Raw genomic sequence first — 16,122 nt, forward strand, 5'->3', positions numbered from 1 at the left:
GGGCGCTCACGTCACCGGGACGAAACCGGCGACGACACCGCTGAAGGCGATACCGAACGTGATCGCGGTGACCACGAGGGTCGCCAGGATGGTGGCCTTCGGCGGTTGACGCACGAGCTGGTACGCGATGAGCCCCGGGATGACGAATCCCAGTGTCTGATGGGCGAACAGCAGCGGCAGGTCGCGCTGGACGATGAGGAACAGGGTCAGCTGCAGGAGAACGCTGACCAGCACGATCGCCGCGAAGAGCCGCTTTCCGTAGAGGATGACCACCCGCTGGATCAGTTTGGCGATGAGGAAGGTGAGGATCGTCGCCCCCAGCACGACCACGGCCTGCAGCTGGTCCTCGATCAGCGTCAACGCGATCCAGCCCGGCGTGATCATTCCGCCGGGCGAGAGGTTGGTGGTCAGGTAGCACAGCAACGCGAACACCAGTCCGATGCCGAGGCTGGCGGTCGCGAGCTGAGCGCTGAATTCTCCGCCGAAGGTGGTCATCGTTGGATCCTTTCTCCGGTCGGCGTACGCAGGGTGGCGGCCGACGGTGAACCGTCGTCGCAGCTCCAGCCCGGCAGGCTCGCCAGTTGGTGGACCAGCACCTCGCCCTGGCCGTGGATGTTCCCCACCGCGACGATCGAGGAGTCGTTCGGTGTCGCCGCCGTCACGCTCTCCAGCAGGCCGGCCGGGTCGGGCTTGCCGCCGAGGTCGACGATCCGGTCCTGCAGTTCCGCCGGGACGGACGTGCGTGCGCTCTTGGTCACCTCGCCGATGAGGACGATGTTCTCCGGGCGTACCCGGCCGCTCAACTCGCCCATCTGACCGTTGCGTTCGATCCGGTCGGGTCGGCAGTTGATCACCATTGTGAGCGGACGCGTGATCAGGTGCTGGCTCTCCAGTTGCTCGATGTTCATGAAGGTGGACTCGGGATCGTTCGCGGCGAAGATGTTGGCGAACCGGAACCGCTTCGTCCCGTGCATCACCCGCGCCACGGAGAGCACACCCGGGTCCGCGGGCGCCTCCCACATGCCCTTCAGGGCACTGCGCCGGTCGACGCCCAGCAGTTCGGCGACGGCCAGCGCGATGGCGACGTTCTCCTTGAAGGTGATCCAGCCGAAGCCCTCCATCTCCTGGTCGGTCACCGACTCCGGATCGACCGGGACGAGGCGGCAGTCGCGCCGGTCCGCCTCCTCCTGCAGGATCGCCAGCCGTTCCCGTTCGGCGGTGACGCAGACGCCTCCGTGCGGCATCGACCGGCTCAGCGACCGGGCGACGTCGTCCAGGGTCGGCCCCATCTCCATGAGGTGGTCCTCGCGGACGTTGCAGAGCACTCCGATGTTGGAGCGGATCAGCTTGCTCTGGTTGATCTCCTGCAACGCCGGCATCACCGCCATGCACTCCATCACCAGGACGTCCGGGTGGTACATGGCGGCCCGGCGGACGATGCCGATCTGCTCGGCCACGTTCGCGATGCCGAACTTGCGGTGCACCGGTTCCTCGCTGGCGTCCGGGAAGATGAACCGGGCGGCGGTTCCGGTGGTCTTCCCCACCACCAGCCGGCCGCCGCCGCGCAGGGCGCCGGCGCAGAGCCGGGTGATCGAGCTCTTGCCCCGGATGCCGTTGACCAGCACCCGGTCCGGGATCCTGTCCAGGTTCCGGTAGTGGTTGCGCTGCTCGACGACCCCGGCGACGAGCAGGGCCGAACAGCAGAGAACGAGGACGATATACAGGTATGTCACGTCAACCTCTACCTTCCCGATCATCGGTCTGATCGTCGGCTCGGCCGGTGGCTGGCGGCGCCGGCGCGTCGGCGTCGGACGGCGGGACCTCGGGAAGCACCACGGTGCGGTCCTCCTCCGTGCCGCGCAGCCGACTGGCACCGCCCAGGCGGTCGGAGCCGGTGTGCCGAACCTGGCGGCAGATTTCCAGGCACATGGCCAACGCCCCGATGTCGTCGTGCCGTTGCGGCGAGATCGGCTCCTCGACCGACCCGTCGCTGATCCGGTCGGCCGCGGTGGCGAGTCGACGCAGCGGCCGGGCGAACACGTAGTACTGCCACATCTGCGCCAGCAGCACGACGCCCGTCACGGCGCCGGCGACCAGCAGGGTCCACCGCCGCCCGTCGCTCTCGGGCAGCCGCAACCCGGCCAGATCCTGCTCCACCACGATCGACCACTTCAGCGGCGTGACGGTGTTGGGCTTGTTCAGACCGGCGGCGGCGACGAGCGCCGGCTCCCCGTCGGGTGTCTCCGCCATGCCCACGGTGCCGCCCTTGAGCGCCTCGCTGGCGGCGACCCGGGCGTTGCCCTGCAACGCCTCGAAGGCGCGGAACCCCTCCGAGTCGAACACCGTGCGCAGATCCTCGTCCACGATCCGGGCCTGTCCGTCCACCGAGCGCAGGACGTCCAGCAGATAGTCGATGTCGAACTCGCCGACGGTGGCGACACCGTTGTCCGCCACCCGGAACGCGTACACCACCGGGACGCGGGTGGTCTCGCCGTCCAGCGCGATTCCGGTCTCGCCGCGCAGCGGCTCCTTGCGCAGCGGTTCACGACCCGCCGAACTCAGCACGGACCCGCCGGGGTCCATCAGGTAGAAGGCGCGGAACCGGTTCTTGTCCGCCAACTCCTGCTCGAGGGCCGGTTTCATCTGGCTCGGATCCGTCGCCTCGGCGGCCTGGGAGGTACGGGTGACCGTCTGCAGACCGTTGTTGAGGATCTTCCCCAGCACGGTGCTCGCCGCCTCCGCCTTGCTCTCCTCGTCACTGACGAGCTGGTCGGGCAGGGGCGCCTCGGGCTCGCGCAGCGTGTACCCCACGGCTGCCGCCGGCCACAGCAGCGCGACCACGGTCGCCAGGGCCATCCCCTGGACCACGGTCGGCCGCCATCGCCATCGCCACCGGCGGGCGGCGGGTGGCGAGCGGTCCCCGGACGTGAGGGCCAGTGCCCGGGCGATGCGGTGCGCCTCCGCGACCCGCAGCGGATACCGCTTGGTCGGTACGGCGCCGCAGGCGTTGTCCTTGGCCTGCTTGAGCAGCGACCGCACCGGGCCGACGAGCGACATCCGCATCAGCAGGAAGCTGGGTACGGCCAGCGCGAGCAGGCTCAGGCCCAGCACGAAACCCTGCAGCGTGGACGTGCCGCCGGTCTCGTCGGCCACGATGAGGGTGGCGACCGTCGCGCCGGTCTCCCCGACCGGGGCGGAGGAGACCACCAGCTGCCTGTTCACCCACTCGGTCACCCGGATCGGGTGACCCTCGTTCGACGTCGACCCACCCAGCCCCTGGAAGACCACGGGCAGGTGCACCTCGGGTACGGCGCTGACGCCCTGCATCAGGGTGCTCTTGCCGTCCGGCGTGATGACGAAGACGCCCTGCCGGGCCTTGGGGTTGAGCCGCAGCTCGTCCATGTCGAGCGGTTGCGTCGCGAGCAGGGTCCGCGAGGGGTCCAGGGCGAGGCTGCGGACCAGCGCCGGCCCGTTGGGCGTGGTGATCGGGAAGGTGTCCTTCGCCGGCAGCGCCGGCGGCAGCAGCTCCAGGGGTACGCCGGAGCCAGCCGTCGCCAACGGTCGGCGGGTGGCCGTCTCCACGATCGTGGCGCCGGTCCATTCCGTCCCGTTGGCCACCACCTGTTTCAGCAGTTCGGGATCCGGCGTCGTCGGGGACCGGCCGGCGATCCGCTGGTCGAGGTCCTCGACGGAGTGGTTGATGGTCAGCCGCATGCTGGAGGCGACCTTGGCCACGTTGTCGCGCTGCGACTCGACGACCGCCGGGGGCACACCTCGTTGGTTGTTGACGGCGAAACCGAGCACGATGGCGGCAGCCAGCACCATGGTCGCCCAGAGGTAGACCAGTGACGGCTTGTTGGATCCGGCGGGGAACCCGGCGGCCGGCAGCTGCTGGTCGAGCGCCCGGCGCCGCCAGGGGACCACCTGTTCCGGGGGTGGGGTGGGGCCCGGCACTGGAGCGCTTGCGCGGAACCGCCCCCGCCCTGCGTTTCGGTCCGGTGCGGACTCGTCGCCTCTGTTCTCGCTCGTCATGGCCACCCCTTCCTTCCGAGGAGATGTGGCGTGGCAGGACCCATCTCCATGGTCGAACCGGGTGGGGTGAGGCGGCCTCACCCCACCCAGATGAACCGAGCGCGAGGCCGGCCGCGGGCGGGGCGTCAGCCCCCGGCCGCGGTGCCGTCCCTGCGGCGGTCCGCCGCGCCGAGGAGTTGCTTGCCACGGACCTGGATCGCGGTGAGGCCGCTGTCCAGTGCCACGAGCCTCGGGCAGGGGTGCTGGAGCGTCACGAAGTCGGCGAGGCGGGTGGCCACTCCCCGGTCCGCCTCGAGTTCGGAGGGCGGGCCCACGTTCCTGCCGCAGTTGCGGGTGATGTCCTGCCCGCTGAAGTGCCCCTGGTCGAGTGCCTTGGCCGGGGTCATCCCGTCCACCACCACGCCCACCAGTGCCTGGACGACGTAGTCGGGGATGTGGGAGCCGCCGGCGGCGCCGACCACCAGCCGCAACTTCCGGCCGTCCGGGTCCAGCACGATGGTGGGCGCCATCGAGGCGGTGGGCCGCTTCTGCGACTGCAGGACGTTCACCGGCTTGCCTGGCGAGACGGACGACGTGTCGGTGAAGTTGTTCAGCGCGTTGTTGAGGATCATTCCCCGCGCTTCCAGGTGCGATCCGAAGTGGGTGTTGTTGGTCGTGGTCATGGCCATGGCGTTGCCGTCCGAGTCCACGATGCTGACGTGGCTCGTCGGGTCGCCCACGTCCACCGTGCTGGGGACGCCGTCCTTCGGAGGTGCGGCGGGAGCGACGACACCCGGAGGATCCCCCGCCGTGACCGGGTTGATCGCCTTGTCCGCGTCGAAGAGCGAGAAGCGCCGGTCGAGGTAGCCCTTGTCGAGCAACCCGTCCACGGGCACGTCGTGGAACTTCGGGTCGCCCACGTACGCCCGGCGGTCGAAGTTCGCCAGCCGGCTGACCTCGACCGAGAGATGCAGCCGTTCGCCCGAACCCGGTTTCGTCTTGGCCACCTGGCCACGTTCGAGCATGCCGAGCATCTCCAGGACCGTCACCCCGCCGAACGCCGCCGGTGCGGACGTGCACACCTTCACGCCGAAGACGTTGCGACAGAGCGGGTCGCGCTCGATGGCCCGGTAGTCGGCGAAGTCGTTCGCCGTCATGAGACTGGGGACCACCACCGGGCCCGCCGTGTTGCCCTTGAGCTTGATCGGGCCCTTCGCCGCGTGCTGGGCGATCGCGGGCGCGATCGTGCCGTTCGGGTCGTAGAACGCGTCCGCGCCGCCGTCGCGGACCTCGCGCAGCACCTGCGCGATGTCCGGGTTCTTCAGCATCGTCCCCGGCGACTTGGGTCGGTCGCCGTTGCAGTACCGGGGCCGCAGGTCGGGATAGTTGCACCGCTTACGGCCGTTGAAGCGCTCGTCGAGACCGCTGCTGAGGGACTCGGACATCGGAAAGCCATTGGCGGCCAACCGGATGGCGTCGTCGAAGAGTTTGTTCCAGGCGAGGGTGCCGTACACGTCGTGCACCTCGTCGAGCACTCTCAGTGTCCCGGGAACGCCGAAGGCGCGCCCGGTCCCCGACACGTCCCACGGAAAGCGGTCGACGTTGAGCTTTCTGCTCTCCTCCGCGCTGGGGCTCATCAGGTTCTGCGTCACGGTCTTCGGCGCTATGGCCATTCCGTCGAAGAGCCGCACCGTGCGTTTGTCCGGATCCCAGTAGTTGATGATCGTGCCACCCGCCAGACCGGAGGCGTGCGGCTCCACCACGGCGAGAACGGCCTGGACCGCCACCGCGGCATCGGCGGCGTTGCCGCCCCTGGCCAGGATCCGGCAGCCGGCCTGGGTCGCGAGCGGGTTGGCCGTCGCCACCATGAACTTCTTTCCGACCGCGTCCGAATCCCGCCCGGCGGTGAGATTCGCGCAGGGGTCCGCCGGCGCGGCCCGCGTGTTCCCCGGCTCGTTCACCAGGACCGTCAACCCGAGCGCCAGTACCACAGCGACAGCCAGGAAACGCAGCTTACGTGCGTGCATATGACAACTCCGGTTCGATGTGGAAACGGGTGCGTCATGCTCGACCTGCGTTGCTCGTAGGGGCCGGCACGCGGTCGGATTCCGTGGGAACGCAGCGTCGGTGGGGCCGGCAGACCCGACATCGGCATCATGTTCGGCGCTGGGATGACGGCGCAGGAGATCACGAAAAGTCGTGGCCCTCGGGGCTGCCGTGTCGGGGGTGGCGCGCGGAGTTCGACGGCCCCGGCGGCATTATGTTCGCTGTTCACGACGAATCTGTCGGCCTAAAGGGAATGCGGCTGGGGCGTCCCGATCAGCGTCTTTGTCCGCACCGTCCGGTGCCGTTCTCGCGCGGATATCGTCGACCGACAATGAACAGATAGGTGGGCGCCGCGCCGTGTTAGCGTCGGAAAAAGAGGGCGCTGTGATCTGCCCGCGCACGGTCTCCCGGTCGTCCTGAATGGGCGACGGTGACGACCCGCGGTTCGAACCGTCACATCTGTCCGGAACCGGCGCGACGTCCACCCCGAGGAGGAATCGTGCAGCAACGGTTCGACAACCCGGGTCGTACCCGATGGCGGCGCTCCGCCGCCCTGCTGGTGCCGATGGCGGTGGTCGCGGGCGCCATCGTGCTCGGCATGGCCAACGGCGCCGTCGCGGCCTCGTTCGCCGTCTCCGGTCAGACGTTCAAGGTGTCCGCGTCGGAGCTGCAGGGCACCGGCTTCGTCCAGTACGGCGGCGTCGCCCGCGAGGTGGACGGCACGGAGCACCCGGTCGCGGTCACCGGCATCCGCGAGGCGCGGCTCTACGACCTCTGTCAGTCGGCGAAGACGCCCGGCATGCCCGTGGTGCTCACCATCACCGCCGGCGGCGGTGGCAGACCCGCCACGGCCAGCGACCTCCTGATCGACGTCGAGTCGCTCGAGGGTGACGTGACGTTCAAGAACGTCAACATCGGGCAGGACGCGTCGACCCTGGAAGGCGGCCCGGACGGTGCACGGGGCGCCCGTAAGGGCTTCGGCCAGCAGGCCGACGCCGTGACGATCAAGAACCTTCGTCAGGTGGCCCGCTCCACCCAGGCCGGGACGTTCAACCTGACGGGTCTGCGGCTCAAGGTCAACGTGGGCGCCGCCGCGAAGGAATGCTTCTGAGCTGGACCAGCCGAGTCCGCGGGGCGCGCAGCCCTTTCCTTTCCGGCAGGAGGCCATGCGTGGCGACCGCTGAACCGCACACTGCCGGGTCCACCCGGTTCCGCGACACGCTGGGCGGTTTCCGATTCTGGCGGCGGACCCGTCCGTTCTGGGGTGGCCTGCTCACCGCACTGGCCGGTCTGGAGATCTTCGGCACCACCCAGATGTCGCTCGGCGCGCTGGCCTTCCAGTTGGGGCCGACCGGCTTCCTGTCCTGGTTGATTCCCGCCATCCTGGTGACCTGCGGCCTGCTGACGTGGTTCAAACCGCAACACCGGATCCTCTACGCGGTGGTCGCGGCCGTGGCCGCGCTCTTCTCGCTGATCGGGGTCAACCTCGGTGGCTTCTTCCTCGGGCTGCTGCTGGGCGCGTTCGGCAGCGCCCTCGGCTTCGGCTGGATGCCGGACGACCACCTGATCGTCCGGTCGGATGACGAGCAGGCCGGGGACCCCGCCCGCACGCCGCCGAGCGCGGGTGACCGGCGCTCCTCGACGAGTTGATGTCCGGCCGGGACGGCACCGGGCCGGATGGGCCGCGACCGGCGTCCGCGGGGTACGGGGTGTGCGATGCGCGCCATGGTGGTCCGCGGTCCGGGCGGCCGAAGGCGACCGAGCCGGTGCCCTGGCACGCCGACCCGCGGATCGTCACGGTCCTGCTGGGCCTCTCCGCCGCCGTCGCCCTGGCGGCGCCCGGCCCGGCCCGGGCGTCTGCTCCCGGGACCCCCAGGCTGGACGGACCCACCTGTCCGACCAGCGACCGCACCGCGGGACCGACGCGGACCCCCACCGGCGGCGACGCGGCCAGAAAGCCGTTGCACCTGGTCCCTCCTGAGCCGGGACAGCCGGTGGTGGCGGCCACGCCGTCACACTGGACCGGGTCGCGGATGACGCTGACCGGGCTCCGCGTCGAGGGGGTCGTGCAACTGCCCACGGTGGATGGCACGGTCACCACGTTGAAGTTCAAACTGGACCGCGCGGTCACCGACGATCTCCGGCTGGACGTGCCCGCCCCGGCGGGCCGGACGCCGCACCTGCGCACCGGCGAGCTGACGCTCAGCGGAAACGTCGCCCTCTATGCCACCAGACTGGTCGGAAAGCTGCTCGACGACACGATCACCCTCGCCCCGGACCTGCCGTTGCCGGACGGCGTCCCGCTCGCGTCCGCCGCCCCGATCACGCTCACCGAGCCGGCGATCGACATGGTCTTCGTCGACAGCGACACACTGACCGCGCGGTCGACGCTGAAGCTCACGCCGAGCTGACCGCGAGGACGCCGTCGGAGCGCGGCGAGCACCTCGGCCGATGCCCGCTCCTCGGCCAGCACCGCGCCTCGTTAACCGGCCGCCGACCACGACCACCCGGATGCCGTCGGCCACGACCCGCTTTCTACACCATCGCGCCGGCCCGGGACCGTGCGACACCGCAGCCCGCACCCGCTGCCCGCCCGGGCGTCACCCGGCGTACCGCCGGGCCACCCCGTGGGTCGTCGCGCGCCGCGCGAACCCGCCCGGCGCCGACCCCGGCGAGTCTTTTCCGGCGGCCTGTCGATCCGGGCGCCGGCCGAACGTGTAGAGGATGAGAGGTCGGCGACGGGCCGGCCGATCCGCGAGGAGGAACCGATGGCGCAGTACCTGCTTAGCATCCAGCAGCCCGTGGGCGACCAGCCGCCGGACCCGGAGTTCCTGACCGGGGTGATGCGCCAGCTCGCCGAGTTCCGCGACGAGCTGGTGGCCTCCGGATCGTGGGTCTTCGGGCAGGGCCTGTACGGGCCGGAGACGGCCACCGTGCTGCGTCCCCGCGACGGTGACGTGCTCGTCACCGACGGGCCGTACGTCGAGGGCAAGGAGCATGTGGGCGGCCTCATGATCATCGACGTGCCGGACCTGGACGTGGCCCTGGACTGGGGTCGCCGCTACGCGCTGGCCACCACGCTGCCCATCGAGGTCCGTCCCTTCCAGGGTGGCGGAGTCTGAGCGGTGCCCGACGTGGAGGCGGTGTTCCGCGCGGAGTACGGCCGCGCGGTCGCCGTCCTGGTCCGCCTCCTCTGCGACATCGACCTCGCCGAGGAGGCTGTCCAGGAGGCGTTCGCCATCGCCGTGGCCCGCTGGCCGCGGACCGGCCCACCACCGAGCCCGGCCGGCTGGATCATCACCACCGCCCGGAACCGCGCCGTCGACCGGCTGCGCCGGGAGGCGTCCCGGTCCGACCGGCACGCCCAGGCGGCCCTGCTGTACGCCGCTGACGCACCCGCCGAGGAGGGACCGGTGCGCGACGACCGGTTACGCCTGATCTTCACCTGCTGCCACCCGGCGCTGGCACCGGCGGCCCGGGTCGCGCTGACCCTGCGCCTGCTCGGCGGGTTGAGCACCGCCGAGATCGCCCGCGCCTTCCTGGTGCCGGAGCCGACCATGGCGCAGCGCCTGGTCCGCGCCAAGTCGAAGATCCGCGACGCCGGCATCCCCTACCGGGTGCCGCGCGACGCCGACCTGCCCGACCGGCTGGACGCCGTACTCGCGGTGCTCTACCTCGTCTTCAACGAGGGGTACACGGCCAGCGCGGGGGAGCGGCTGGTCCGCACGGAACTCTGCGCCGAGGCCATCCGGCTCGCCCGGCTGCTGGTCGAGCTGATGCCGGACGAGCCGGAGGCGCTCGGCCTGCTCGCGCTGATGCTGCTCACCGAGGCCCGCCGGGCCGCCCGCACCGCCGACGACGGCGAACTCGTACCCCTGCCCCACCAGGACCGCGACCGGTGGGACACGGTCCTGGTCGCCGAGGGGCAGGCGCTGGTGAGGCGCTGCCTGCGCCGTAACCGGCCGGGCCCGTACCAGATCCAGGCCGCGATCGCCGCCGTGCACAGCGCCGCGGCGCGCGCCGCCGACACCGACTGGCACCAGATCCTCCAGCTGTACGACCACCTGCTGGTGCTCGCCCCCGGCCCGGTGGTGGCGCTGAACCGGGCGGTCGCGCTCGCCGAGGTGGCCGGCCCGGAGGTGGCGCTGGCCGCGGTCGACCGGCTCGACCTCGACGGCTACCACGTGTGGCACGCGGTCCGTGCCGACCTGCTGGCCCGGCTGAGCCGCAGCGGTGCGGCCGCCGTCGCGTACCGGACGGCCGCCGCGCGGACGGACAACGCGACCGAACGGGCCTTCCTCACCGGCCGCGCGACGGCCGTCTCGCCGCCCTGACCGGTGTGACGCCGCTTCGCAGCCCGGCGGTCCCGGCGCCTGCCGCACGAGGTCGGAACAGAGCGGCGTTTGCCGGCGGACCGCGACGGGAACGCCAGGCACCCGCGTTGCGGCATCCCGCCCGCGACCGAGGAACGGACGGAGATGGCCATGACGTACCGTCCGGCAACCGCCGCCGTGCCCGACCTCGGCGTTCTCACCCTGGGGGTCGAGGAGGAGTACCTGCTGCTCGACCCGGACACCGGGGAGAACCTGGCGGTGGCCGACCAGGTGCTGACCACCCTGCGCGGGCCGGCCCGGGAGCAGAGCCGCCAGGAGTTCCGGCACAGCATGGTCGAGATGGTCACCCCCGTCTGCGCCGACCTGACCGAGCTGCGCGACAACCTGGTGGCGCTGCGCCGCTCCGCCGCCGAGGCCGCCGCGGCGGCCGGCGCCCGGCTGGTGGCGATCGGGGCCACCCCCATCGCCGAGCCGCACCGATCGGTGCCGGACAAACCGCGCTACCACGCGATGTCCCGCCGGTACGGGCCGGTGGCGCACGACCCGGCCGTCTGCGGCTGCCACGTGCACGTCGGGCTGCCGGACCGGGAACTGGCCGTGCAGGTCTGCAACCACCTGCGGGTGTGGCTGCCGGTGGTGCAGGCGCTCACCACCAACTCGCCGCTGCACGACGGGCGCGACACCGGCCACGCCAGCTGGCGTTCCATGCAACTGGAACGCTGGCCCAGCATCGGGCCCACCCCGCACTTCGAATCCGCCGCCGACTACGACCGGACGGTCGACGAGCTGATCGCCGCCGGCATCATGCTGGACGCGGCGATGGTCTACTGGTACGCCCGGCCGTCCGCCGCGTACCCCACGGTGGAGGTTCGGGTGGGTGACGTCTGCCCGGAGGTGGACGACGCGGTGCTGGTCGCCGCGCTGTCGCGGGCCCTGGTCGCCACCCTCGCCGACGACGTGCGCGTCGGCGTGCTCGCCCCGGCCATCCGGGACTGCCTGGTCTCGGCGGCGCACTGGCGGGCCGCCCACGACGGTCTCGACGGCGAGCTGATCGACCTGCGCCGCGGCGGTACCCGGCCGGCCTGGGTGCTCGTCAACGAGCTGTTCGCGACCGTCACCCCGGCGCTGGCCCGGCACGGTGACCTGGAGTACGTGCGGACGCAGCTCGACCGGCTGCGCGACGAGGGCACCGGCGCCACCCGGCAACGGCGGATCCTGGAGCGCACCGGCGACGTCCACGCCGTCCTCGACGACCTGGCCGCCCGCAGCCGCGCCGGCTGAGCCTCCCGCAGCCGCGCCGGCCGGGCCCGGCTTCAACGGATGTCGTGCGACTGGAGCCAAAGTTCGAGCAGCCCGAGCTGCCACAGCTTGTTGCTGCCGGCCGCCGCCTGCGCCCGGTCCGGCTCGGCGAGCAGCTCCGCCACGTACTCCGGGCGGAACAGCCCGCGCTCCCGCGCGGCCGGCGCCTGCAACGCCTCGGCGACCAGTTCGCGGACCGGCCCGTCGACGTTGCGCAGCGCCGGCACCGGGAAGTAGCCCTTCGGGCGGTCGATCACCTCGGTCGGCAGCACCTCCCGGGCCACCTCCTTGAGCACCCCCTTGCCGCCCTGGGCCACCTTGTGTTCCGGCGGGCAGTGCGCCGCGAGGGTGACCAGGTCCTGGTCGAGGAAGGGCGTACGCACCTCCAGCCCCCAGGCCATGCTCATGTTGTCCACCCGTTTGACCGGGTCGTCGGGCAGCATCAGGTGGGTGTCCAGACGCAGCACCGCGTCCAGCGCGGTCTGCGCGCCGGGCGCGGCCAGGTGCGCGGCGAGCAGGTCGCGGCTGGCGTCGTCCTCCAGCGCGTACTCGGGGCCCACGAGCTGGCACAGCTCGCCGTGGTCGCGGTCGAAGAACGCGGCGGCGAACGTCTCCTCCGCACCGTGCCGGGGCGCGCCGGTGAGCGGCTGGTGGTAGCCGTAGCCGGCGAACACCTCGTCGGCGCCCTGCCCGGACTGTGCCACCTTGACGTGCCGGGCGACCTGCTCGGAGAGCTGGTGGAAGGCGACGACGTCGTGGCTGCCCATCGGCTCGGCCATGGCCAGCACGGCGCTGCGCACCGCCGGCACGAGGTCGTCGTTCGCCAGCCGGATCCGGTGGTGGTCGGTGCCGTACGCGCGGGCGACCAGGTCGGAGTAGTGGAACTCGTCGCCGGACTCGCCGCCGCGGCTGTCGAAGCCGATGCTGAAGGTCTGCAGGTGCCGCTGACCGGCCTCGGCGAGCAGCGCCACGATGAGGCTGGAGTCCAGCCCGCCGGAGAGCAGCACGCCCACCGGCACGTCGGCGACCAGCCGCCGCCGTACGGCGGTGCGGAGCGCGTCCCCGACGGCGGCCCGCCAGTCGGCGGCGTCCATCCCCTCGTCGGCGGGTTCCCGGACGTAGTCGGGCTGCCAGTACACCTCGTCCCGGCTGCGACCGTCCGCCTCAATCACCCGCAGGGTGGCCGGCGGCAGCTTGCGGACGCCCCGCAGCACGGTGCGCGGCGCGGGCACGATCGAGTGCCAGGACAGGTAGTGGTGCAGCGCCACCGGGTCGATGTCGGTGTCCACGTCGCCGGCGCGCAGCAGCGCGGGCAGGGTGGAGGCGAAGCGCAGGCGCCCCGGGGTCTCGGCGAGGTAGAGCGGCTTGATGCCGAGCCGGTCGCGGGCCAGCACCAGCCGGCGGCGGCCCCGGTCCACCAGGCCGATGGCGAACATCCCGACCAGGTGGTCGACGAACCGTTCCCCCCAGTGCGCGTACGCCACCAGGATCACCTCGGTGTCGCTGGTGGAGTGGAAGTCGTACCCCGCGTGCCGCAGCTCCTCGCGCAGCTCCGGGTAGTTGTAGATGCAGCCGTTGAAGACCAGCCCCAGGCCCAGGTCCTCGCGCACCATGGGTTGGCCGCCCGCGTCGGAGAGGTCGATGATGGTCAGCCGGCGGTGTCCCAGGGTCACCCAGCCGGCGGTCCACAGCCCCTCGCCGTCCGGGCCGCGCGAGAGCATCGCCTCGGTCATCCGGGTGACCGCCTCGGCGTCGGGCGGCGACCCGTCGAAGCGGGCCTCGCCGCTGATACCGCACATCAGCCGCGCCCAGGCCGTGATCCGGACAGCAGACGCACCGCACCCCTCCAGTTCCCGACCAGCTGTCGAGTTCGGTCCCGCCCATCGGACGGGCGGCTCGGCTACCCGGCGGTCAGGTGCGCAAACGCCGCCCGGCGGCCCGCCCGCCCGCCGACGTGTAAGGAAGGGCCCCCTGTTAACGCCTGTGGTAGAGCAGGGACCCCCTACTAACAGCCAGGCGTTAACAGGGGGCCCCTCCTTACACCTCAGCCGAGCAGGGTGCGCATGATGCGGGCGAGCTGATCGCGGTCGTTGGGGTCGAGGTGGCCGAAGAAGCGGTCCGCCTCGGCGCGCCGGGCGGCCCGGATGGCGGCGCTGACCCGCGTACCCTCCTCGGTCAGCGCGACCAAGGTGGCGCGGCGATCGGCCGGGTCGGGCCGGCGCTCGACGAGCCCCCGGGCCTGCAGGTCGTCGATCACCTCGGTGGCCGAGCGGGGCGCGATGCGCAGGTGCTCGGCGAGCGTGCCGGGGCGCACCAGCCCGTGCCGGGCCAGTACGCCGAGCGCCCGCGACTGGCTCGGCGTGACGTCCCACGGCTCCAACGACTCCCGCGCCTGCCGGCGCAGCCGGCCGGCAACCGCCCAGAACGTCTCGGCCAGGCCCTCGCCGCCGTCGTCGTCGCTGGTGCTCGTGTGCTCGGTCACCGGAATACGGTAGCAGGGGATACGGTTGTTCCCTCATGATGAGGTAACCTCAGCATATCCCGACCGAGAGGCAGTACCCCTTGGAACCCACCCCCACCCGCCGCGACCGCGGCCCCCGCACGGTCAGCGCCGCCGAGAAGGCGCAGGCCAGCCAGGTGTCGCTGCGCCGCATCGGCCGGCTCTTCACCGGCCACCGCGCCGCCCTGGCCGTCGTCACCGCGATCATCGTGGCCTCCTCGATCATCGCGATGGCCACCCCGTTCCTGCTCCGCGCCGTGATCGACCAGGCCCTGCCGCAGGCCGACCTGACCCTGCTGGTCTGGCTGGTCCTCGGCATGGTCGCGGTGGCCGCGGTGACCTCCGTGCTCGGTGTGGTGCAGACCTGGATCTCCACCCGGGTCGGGCAGCAGATCATGCACCGGCTGCGCACCGACGTCTTCAGCCACCTCCAGCGCCAGTCGCTGGGCTTCTTCACCCGCACCCGCACCGGCGAGGTGCAGTCGCGCATCACCAACGACATCGGCGGCATGCAGTCGGTGGTCACGTCCACCGCCACCTCCGTGGCGTCCAACCTGACCACCGTGGTCGCCACCGTCGTGGCCATGGTCGCGCTCTCCTGGCAGCTCTCCCTGGTCTCCCTGGTGGTGCTGCCGCCGGCGATCTGGCTGACCCGCCGGGTCGCCCGGATGCGCCGCGAGGTCACCGCGCAGCGCCAACGCGAACTCGCCGACCTCAACGTCACCATCGAGGAGGGCCTGTCGATCAGCGGCGTGCAACTGGCCAAGACCCTCGGCACCGGCCCCACCCTGGTGGAGCGCTTCACCACCTCCTCGGCCCGCCTGGTCGACCTGGAACTGCGCAGTGAGCTCGCCGGCCGCTGGCGGATGGCCTCGATGAGCATCATCTTCGCCGCCGTACCGGCCGTCATCTACCTCAGCGCCGGCCTGCCCGGCACCGCCGGCACGCTGAGCATCGGCACCCTGGTCGCCTTCACCGCCCTGCAGAACGGCCTGTTCCGGCCCCTGATGGGCCTGCTCAACGTGGGCGTCTCGCTGACCGCCTCGCTGGCGCTGTTCGCCCGGATCTTCGAATACCTTGACCTGCCGGTCGACGTCGCCGACCCCGCCGAACCCGTACGCGTCGACCCCCGCCGCGTCCGCGGCGACCTGCGCCTGGAGGACGTCACCTTCAGCTACCCGGGCAGCGACACCGCCGCGCTCGCCGGGATCAGCCTCGACGTGCCCGCCGGCACCAGCCTCGCGCTGGTCGGCGAGACCGGCTCCGGCAAGAGCACCCTCGCCGGACTGTTCAGCCGACTGCACGACCCGATCAGCGGCCGGATCACCGTCGACGGCGTCGACCTGCGCGACCTGCGCCTGGCCGACCTCGCCGCCATCGTCGGCGTGGTCAGCCAGGAGACCTACCTGCTGCACACCACCGTCCGGGAGAACCTGCGCTACGCCCGCCCGGACGCCACCGACGCGGAGATCGAGGACGCCGCCCGCGCCGCGCAGATCCACGACCTGATCGCCAACCTGCCCGACGGGTACGACACCATGGTCGGCTCGCGGGGTCACCGGTTCTCCGGCGGCGAGAAGCAGCGGCTGGCCATCGCCCGCACCCTGCTGCGCAACCCACGCATCCTGGTCCTCGACGAGGCGACCAGCGCGCTGGACACCGAAACCGAGCGGGCCGTGCAGCGGGCGTTCGACGTGCTCGCCCAGGGGCGAACCACCATCACCATCGCGCACCGGCTCTCCACCGTCCGCGACGCCGACCAGATCGCGGTGCTCGACCACGGCCGCATCGTCGAGGCCGGCACCCACGACAGCCTGCTGGCGCGCTCCGGCCGATACGCCACCCTGGCCGCCTGACCGGTTGTCCGATGTCCCGGACCGGGTTGTCCACGATCCGACTGAGTCGCAGGTCAGGCGGCGTTAGCGTCCTCGA

13 protein-coding genes are annotated in these 16,122 nt (G+C 71.7%); 7 read left to right on the forward strand and 6 right to left on the reverse strand.

What is annotated here, in order from left to right:
• Window positions 1–6 precede the first annotated feature (6 nt).
• The 4 genes from ACFOW4_RS18785 to ACFOW4_RS18800 all read right to left on the reverse strand — a co-directional run bounded on the left by ACFOW4_RS18785 (window position 7) and on the right by ACFOW4_RS18800 (window position 6,038).
• Window positions 7–495: a poly-gamma-glutamate biosynthesis protein PgsC/CapC gene (locus ACFOW4_RS18785; RefSeq protein ID WP_377529425.1), complete on the reverse strand. Its 489-nt coding sequence runs from the start codon at window positions 493–495 to the stop codon at window positions 7–9.
• The gene (gene pgsB, locus ACFOW4_RS18790) at window positions 492–1,733 is read right to left on the reverse strand and encodes a poly-gamma-glutamate synthase PgsB (RefSeq protein WP_377529427.1); all 1,242 of its coding nucleotides are present in this window, start codon (window positions 1,731–1,733) and stop codon (window positions 492–494) included. Before pgsB ends, ACFOW4_RS18785 begins: the two co-directional genes overlap by 4 nt.
• Window position 1,734: 1 nt before the next feature.
• Window positions 1,735–3,924, reverse strand: coding sequence for a HAMP domain-containing protein (locus tag ACFOW4_RS18795; protein WP_377529429.1), 2,190 nt, complete (start codon window positions 3,922–3,924; stop codon window positions 1,735–1,737).
• 233 nt (window positions 3,925–4,157) lie between these two features.
• Window positions 4,158–6,038: a gamma-glutamyltransferase family protein gene (locus tag ACFOW4_RS18800; RefSeq protein ID WP_377529430.1), complete on the reverse strand. Its 1,881-nt coding sequence runs from the start codon at window positions 6,036–6,038 to the stop codon at window positions 4,158–4,160.
• Window positions 6,039–6,556: 518 nt separating this feature from the next.
• Between ACFOW4_RS18800 and ACFOW4_RS18805 the strand changes: the two genes are divergently transcribed.
• The 6 genes from ACFOW4_RS18805 (at window position 6,557) to ACFOW4_RS18830 (ending at window position 11,672) form a co-directional block, all read left to right on the forward strand.
• On the forward strand, window positions 6,557–7,168 hold the full coding sequence (locus tag ACFOW4_RS18805) for a DUF6230 family protein (RefSeq protein ID WP_377529432.1): 612 nt from the start codon (window positions 6,557–6,559) through the stop codon (window positions 7,166–7,168).
• A 59-nt stretch (window positions 7,169–7,227) separates the two neighbouring features.
• Window positions 7,228–7,707, forward strand: coding sequence for a DUF6114 domain-containing protein (locus ACFOW4_RS18810; protein WP_377529433.1), 480 nt, complete (start codon window positions 7,228–7,230; stop codon window positions 7,705–7,707).
• A gap of 116 nt (window positions 7,708–7,823) precedes the next feature.
• Window positions 7,824–8,468, forward strand: a complete 645-nt coding sequence (locus tag ACFOW4_RS18815) for a hypothetical protein (protein WP_377529435.1) — start codon at window positions 7,824–7,826, stop codon at window positions 8,466–8,468.
• 357 nt (window positions 8,469–8,825) lie between these two features.
• On the forward strand, window positions 8,826–9,179 hold the full coding sequence (locus ACFOW4_RS18820) for a YciI family protein (RefSeq protein ID WP_377529437.1): 354 nt from the start codon (window positions 8,826–8,828) through the stop codon (window positions 9,177–9,179).
• Between the two features lie 3 nt (window positions 9,180–9,182).
• Window positions 9,183–10,391, forward strand: coding sequence for an RNA polymerase sigma factor (locus ACFOW4_RS18825; RefSeq protein WP_377529439.1), 1,209 nt, complete (start codon window positions 9,183–9,185; stop codon window positions 10,389–10,391).
• A 150-nt stretch (window positions 10,392–10,541) separates the two neighbouring features.
• The gene (locus ACFOW4_RS18830; protein WP_377529440.1) at window positions 10,542–11,672 is read left to right on the forward strand and encodes a glutamate--cysteine ligase; all 1,131 of its coding nucleotides are present in this window, start codon (window positions 10,542–10,544) and stop codon (window positions 11,670–11,672) included.
• A 32-nt stretch (window positions 11,673–11,704) separates the two neighbouring features.
• Here the strand turns inward: ACFOW4_RS18830 and ACFOW4_RS18835 are convergent, their stop codons facing one another.
• A complete protein-coding gene (locus tag ACFOW4_RS18835; RefSeq protein WP_377529442.1) occupies window positions 11,705–13,489 on the reverse strand; it encodes an N-acetylglutaminylglutamine amidotransferase in 1,785 nt (594 codons plus the stop codon).
• Between the two features lie 245 nt (window positions 13,490–13,734).
• The gene (locus tag ACFOW4_RS18840) at window positions 13,735–14,172 is read right to left on the reverse strand and encodes a MarR family winged helix-turn-helix transcriptional regulator (protein WP_377529443.1); all 438 of its coding nucleotides are present in this window, start codon (window positions 14,170–14,172) and stop codon (window positions 13,735–13,737) included.
• A gap of 80 nt (window positions 14,173–14,252) precedes the next feature.
• On the opposite strand from ACFOW4_RS18840, the gene ACFOW4_RS18845 reads away from it, so the two are divergent.
• Window positions 14,253–16,046 carry an ABC transporter ATP-binding protein gene (locus tag ACFOW4_RS18845; protein WP_377529445.1) on the forward strand — a complete coding sequence of 598 codons (1,794 nt, stop codon included), beginning with the start codon at window positions 14,253–14,255 and terminating at the stop codon, window positions 16,044–16,046.
• The last annotated feature ends 76 nt before the right edge of the window (window positions 16,047–16,122 follow it).

The organism is Micromonospora sp. GCM10011542 (genome assembly GCF_042650685.1).
Lineage (GTDB): Bacteria > Actinomycetota > Actinomycetes > Mycobacteriales > Micromonosporaceae > Micromonospora.

Bases quoted from the DNA above. Each gene is read 5' to 3' on its own strand.
- ACFOW4_RS18785 (WP_377529425.1), bottom strand. From the start codon at position 495: ATGACCACCTTCGGCGGAGAATTCAGCGCTCAGCTCGCGACCGCCAGC.
- ACFOW4_RS18800 (WP_377529430.1), bottom strand. From the start codon at position 6,038: ATGCACGCACGTAAGCTGCGTTTCCTGGCTGTCGCTGTGGTACTGGCG.
- ACFOW4_RS18820 (WP_377529437.1), top strand. From the start codon at position 8,826: ATGGCGCAGTACCTGCTTAGCATCCAGCAGCCCGTGGGCGACCAGCCG.
- ACFOW4_RS18830 (WP_377529440.1), top strand. From the start codon at position 10,542: ATGACGTACCGTCCGGCAACCGCCGCCGTGCCCGACCTCGGCGTTCTC.
- ACFOW4_RS18835 (WP_377529442.1), bottom strand. From the start codon at position 13,489: ATGTGCGGTATCAGCGGCGAGGCCCGCTTCGACGGGTCGCCGCCCGAC.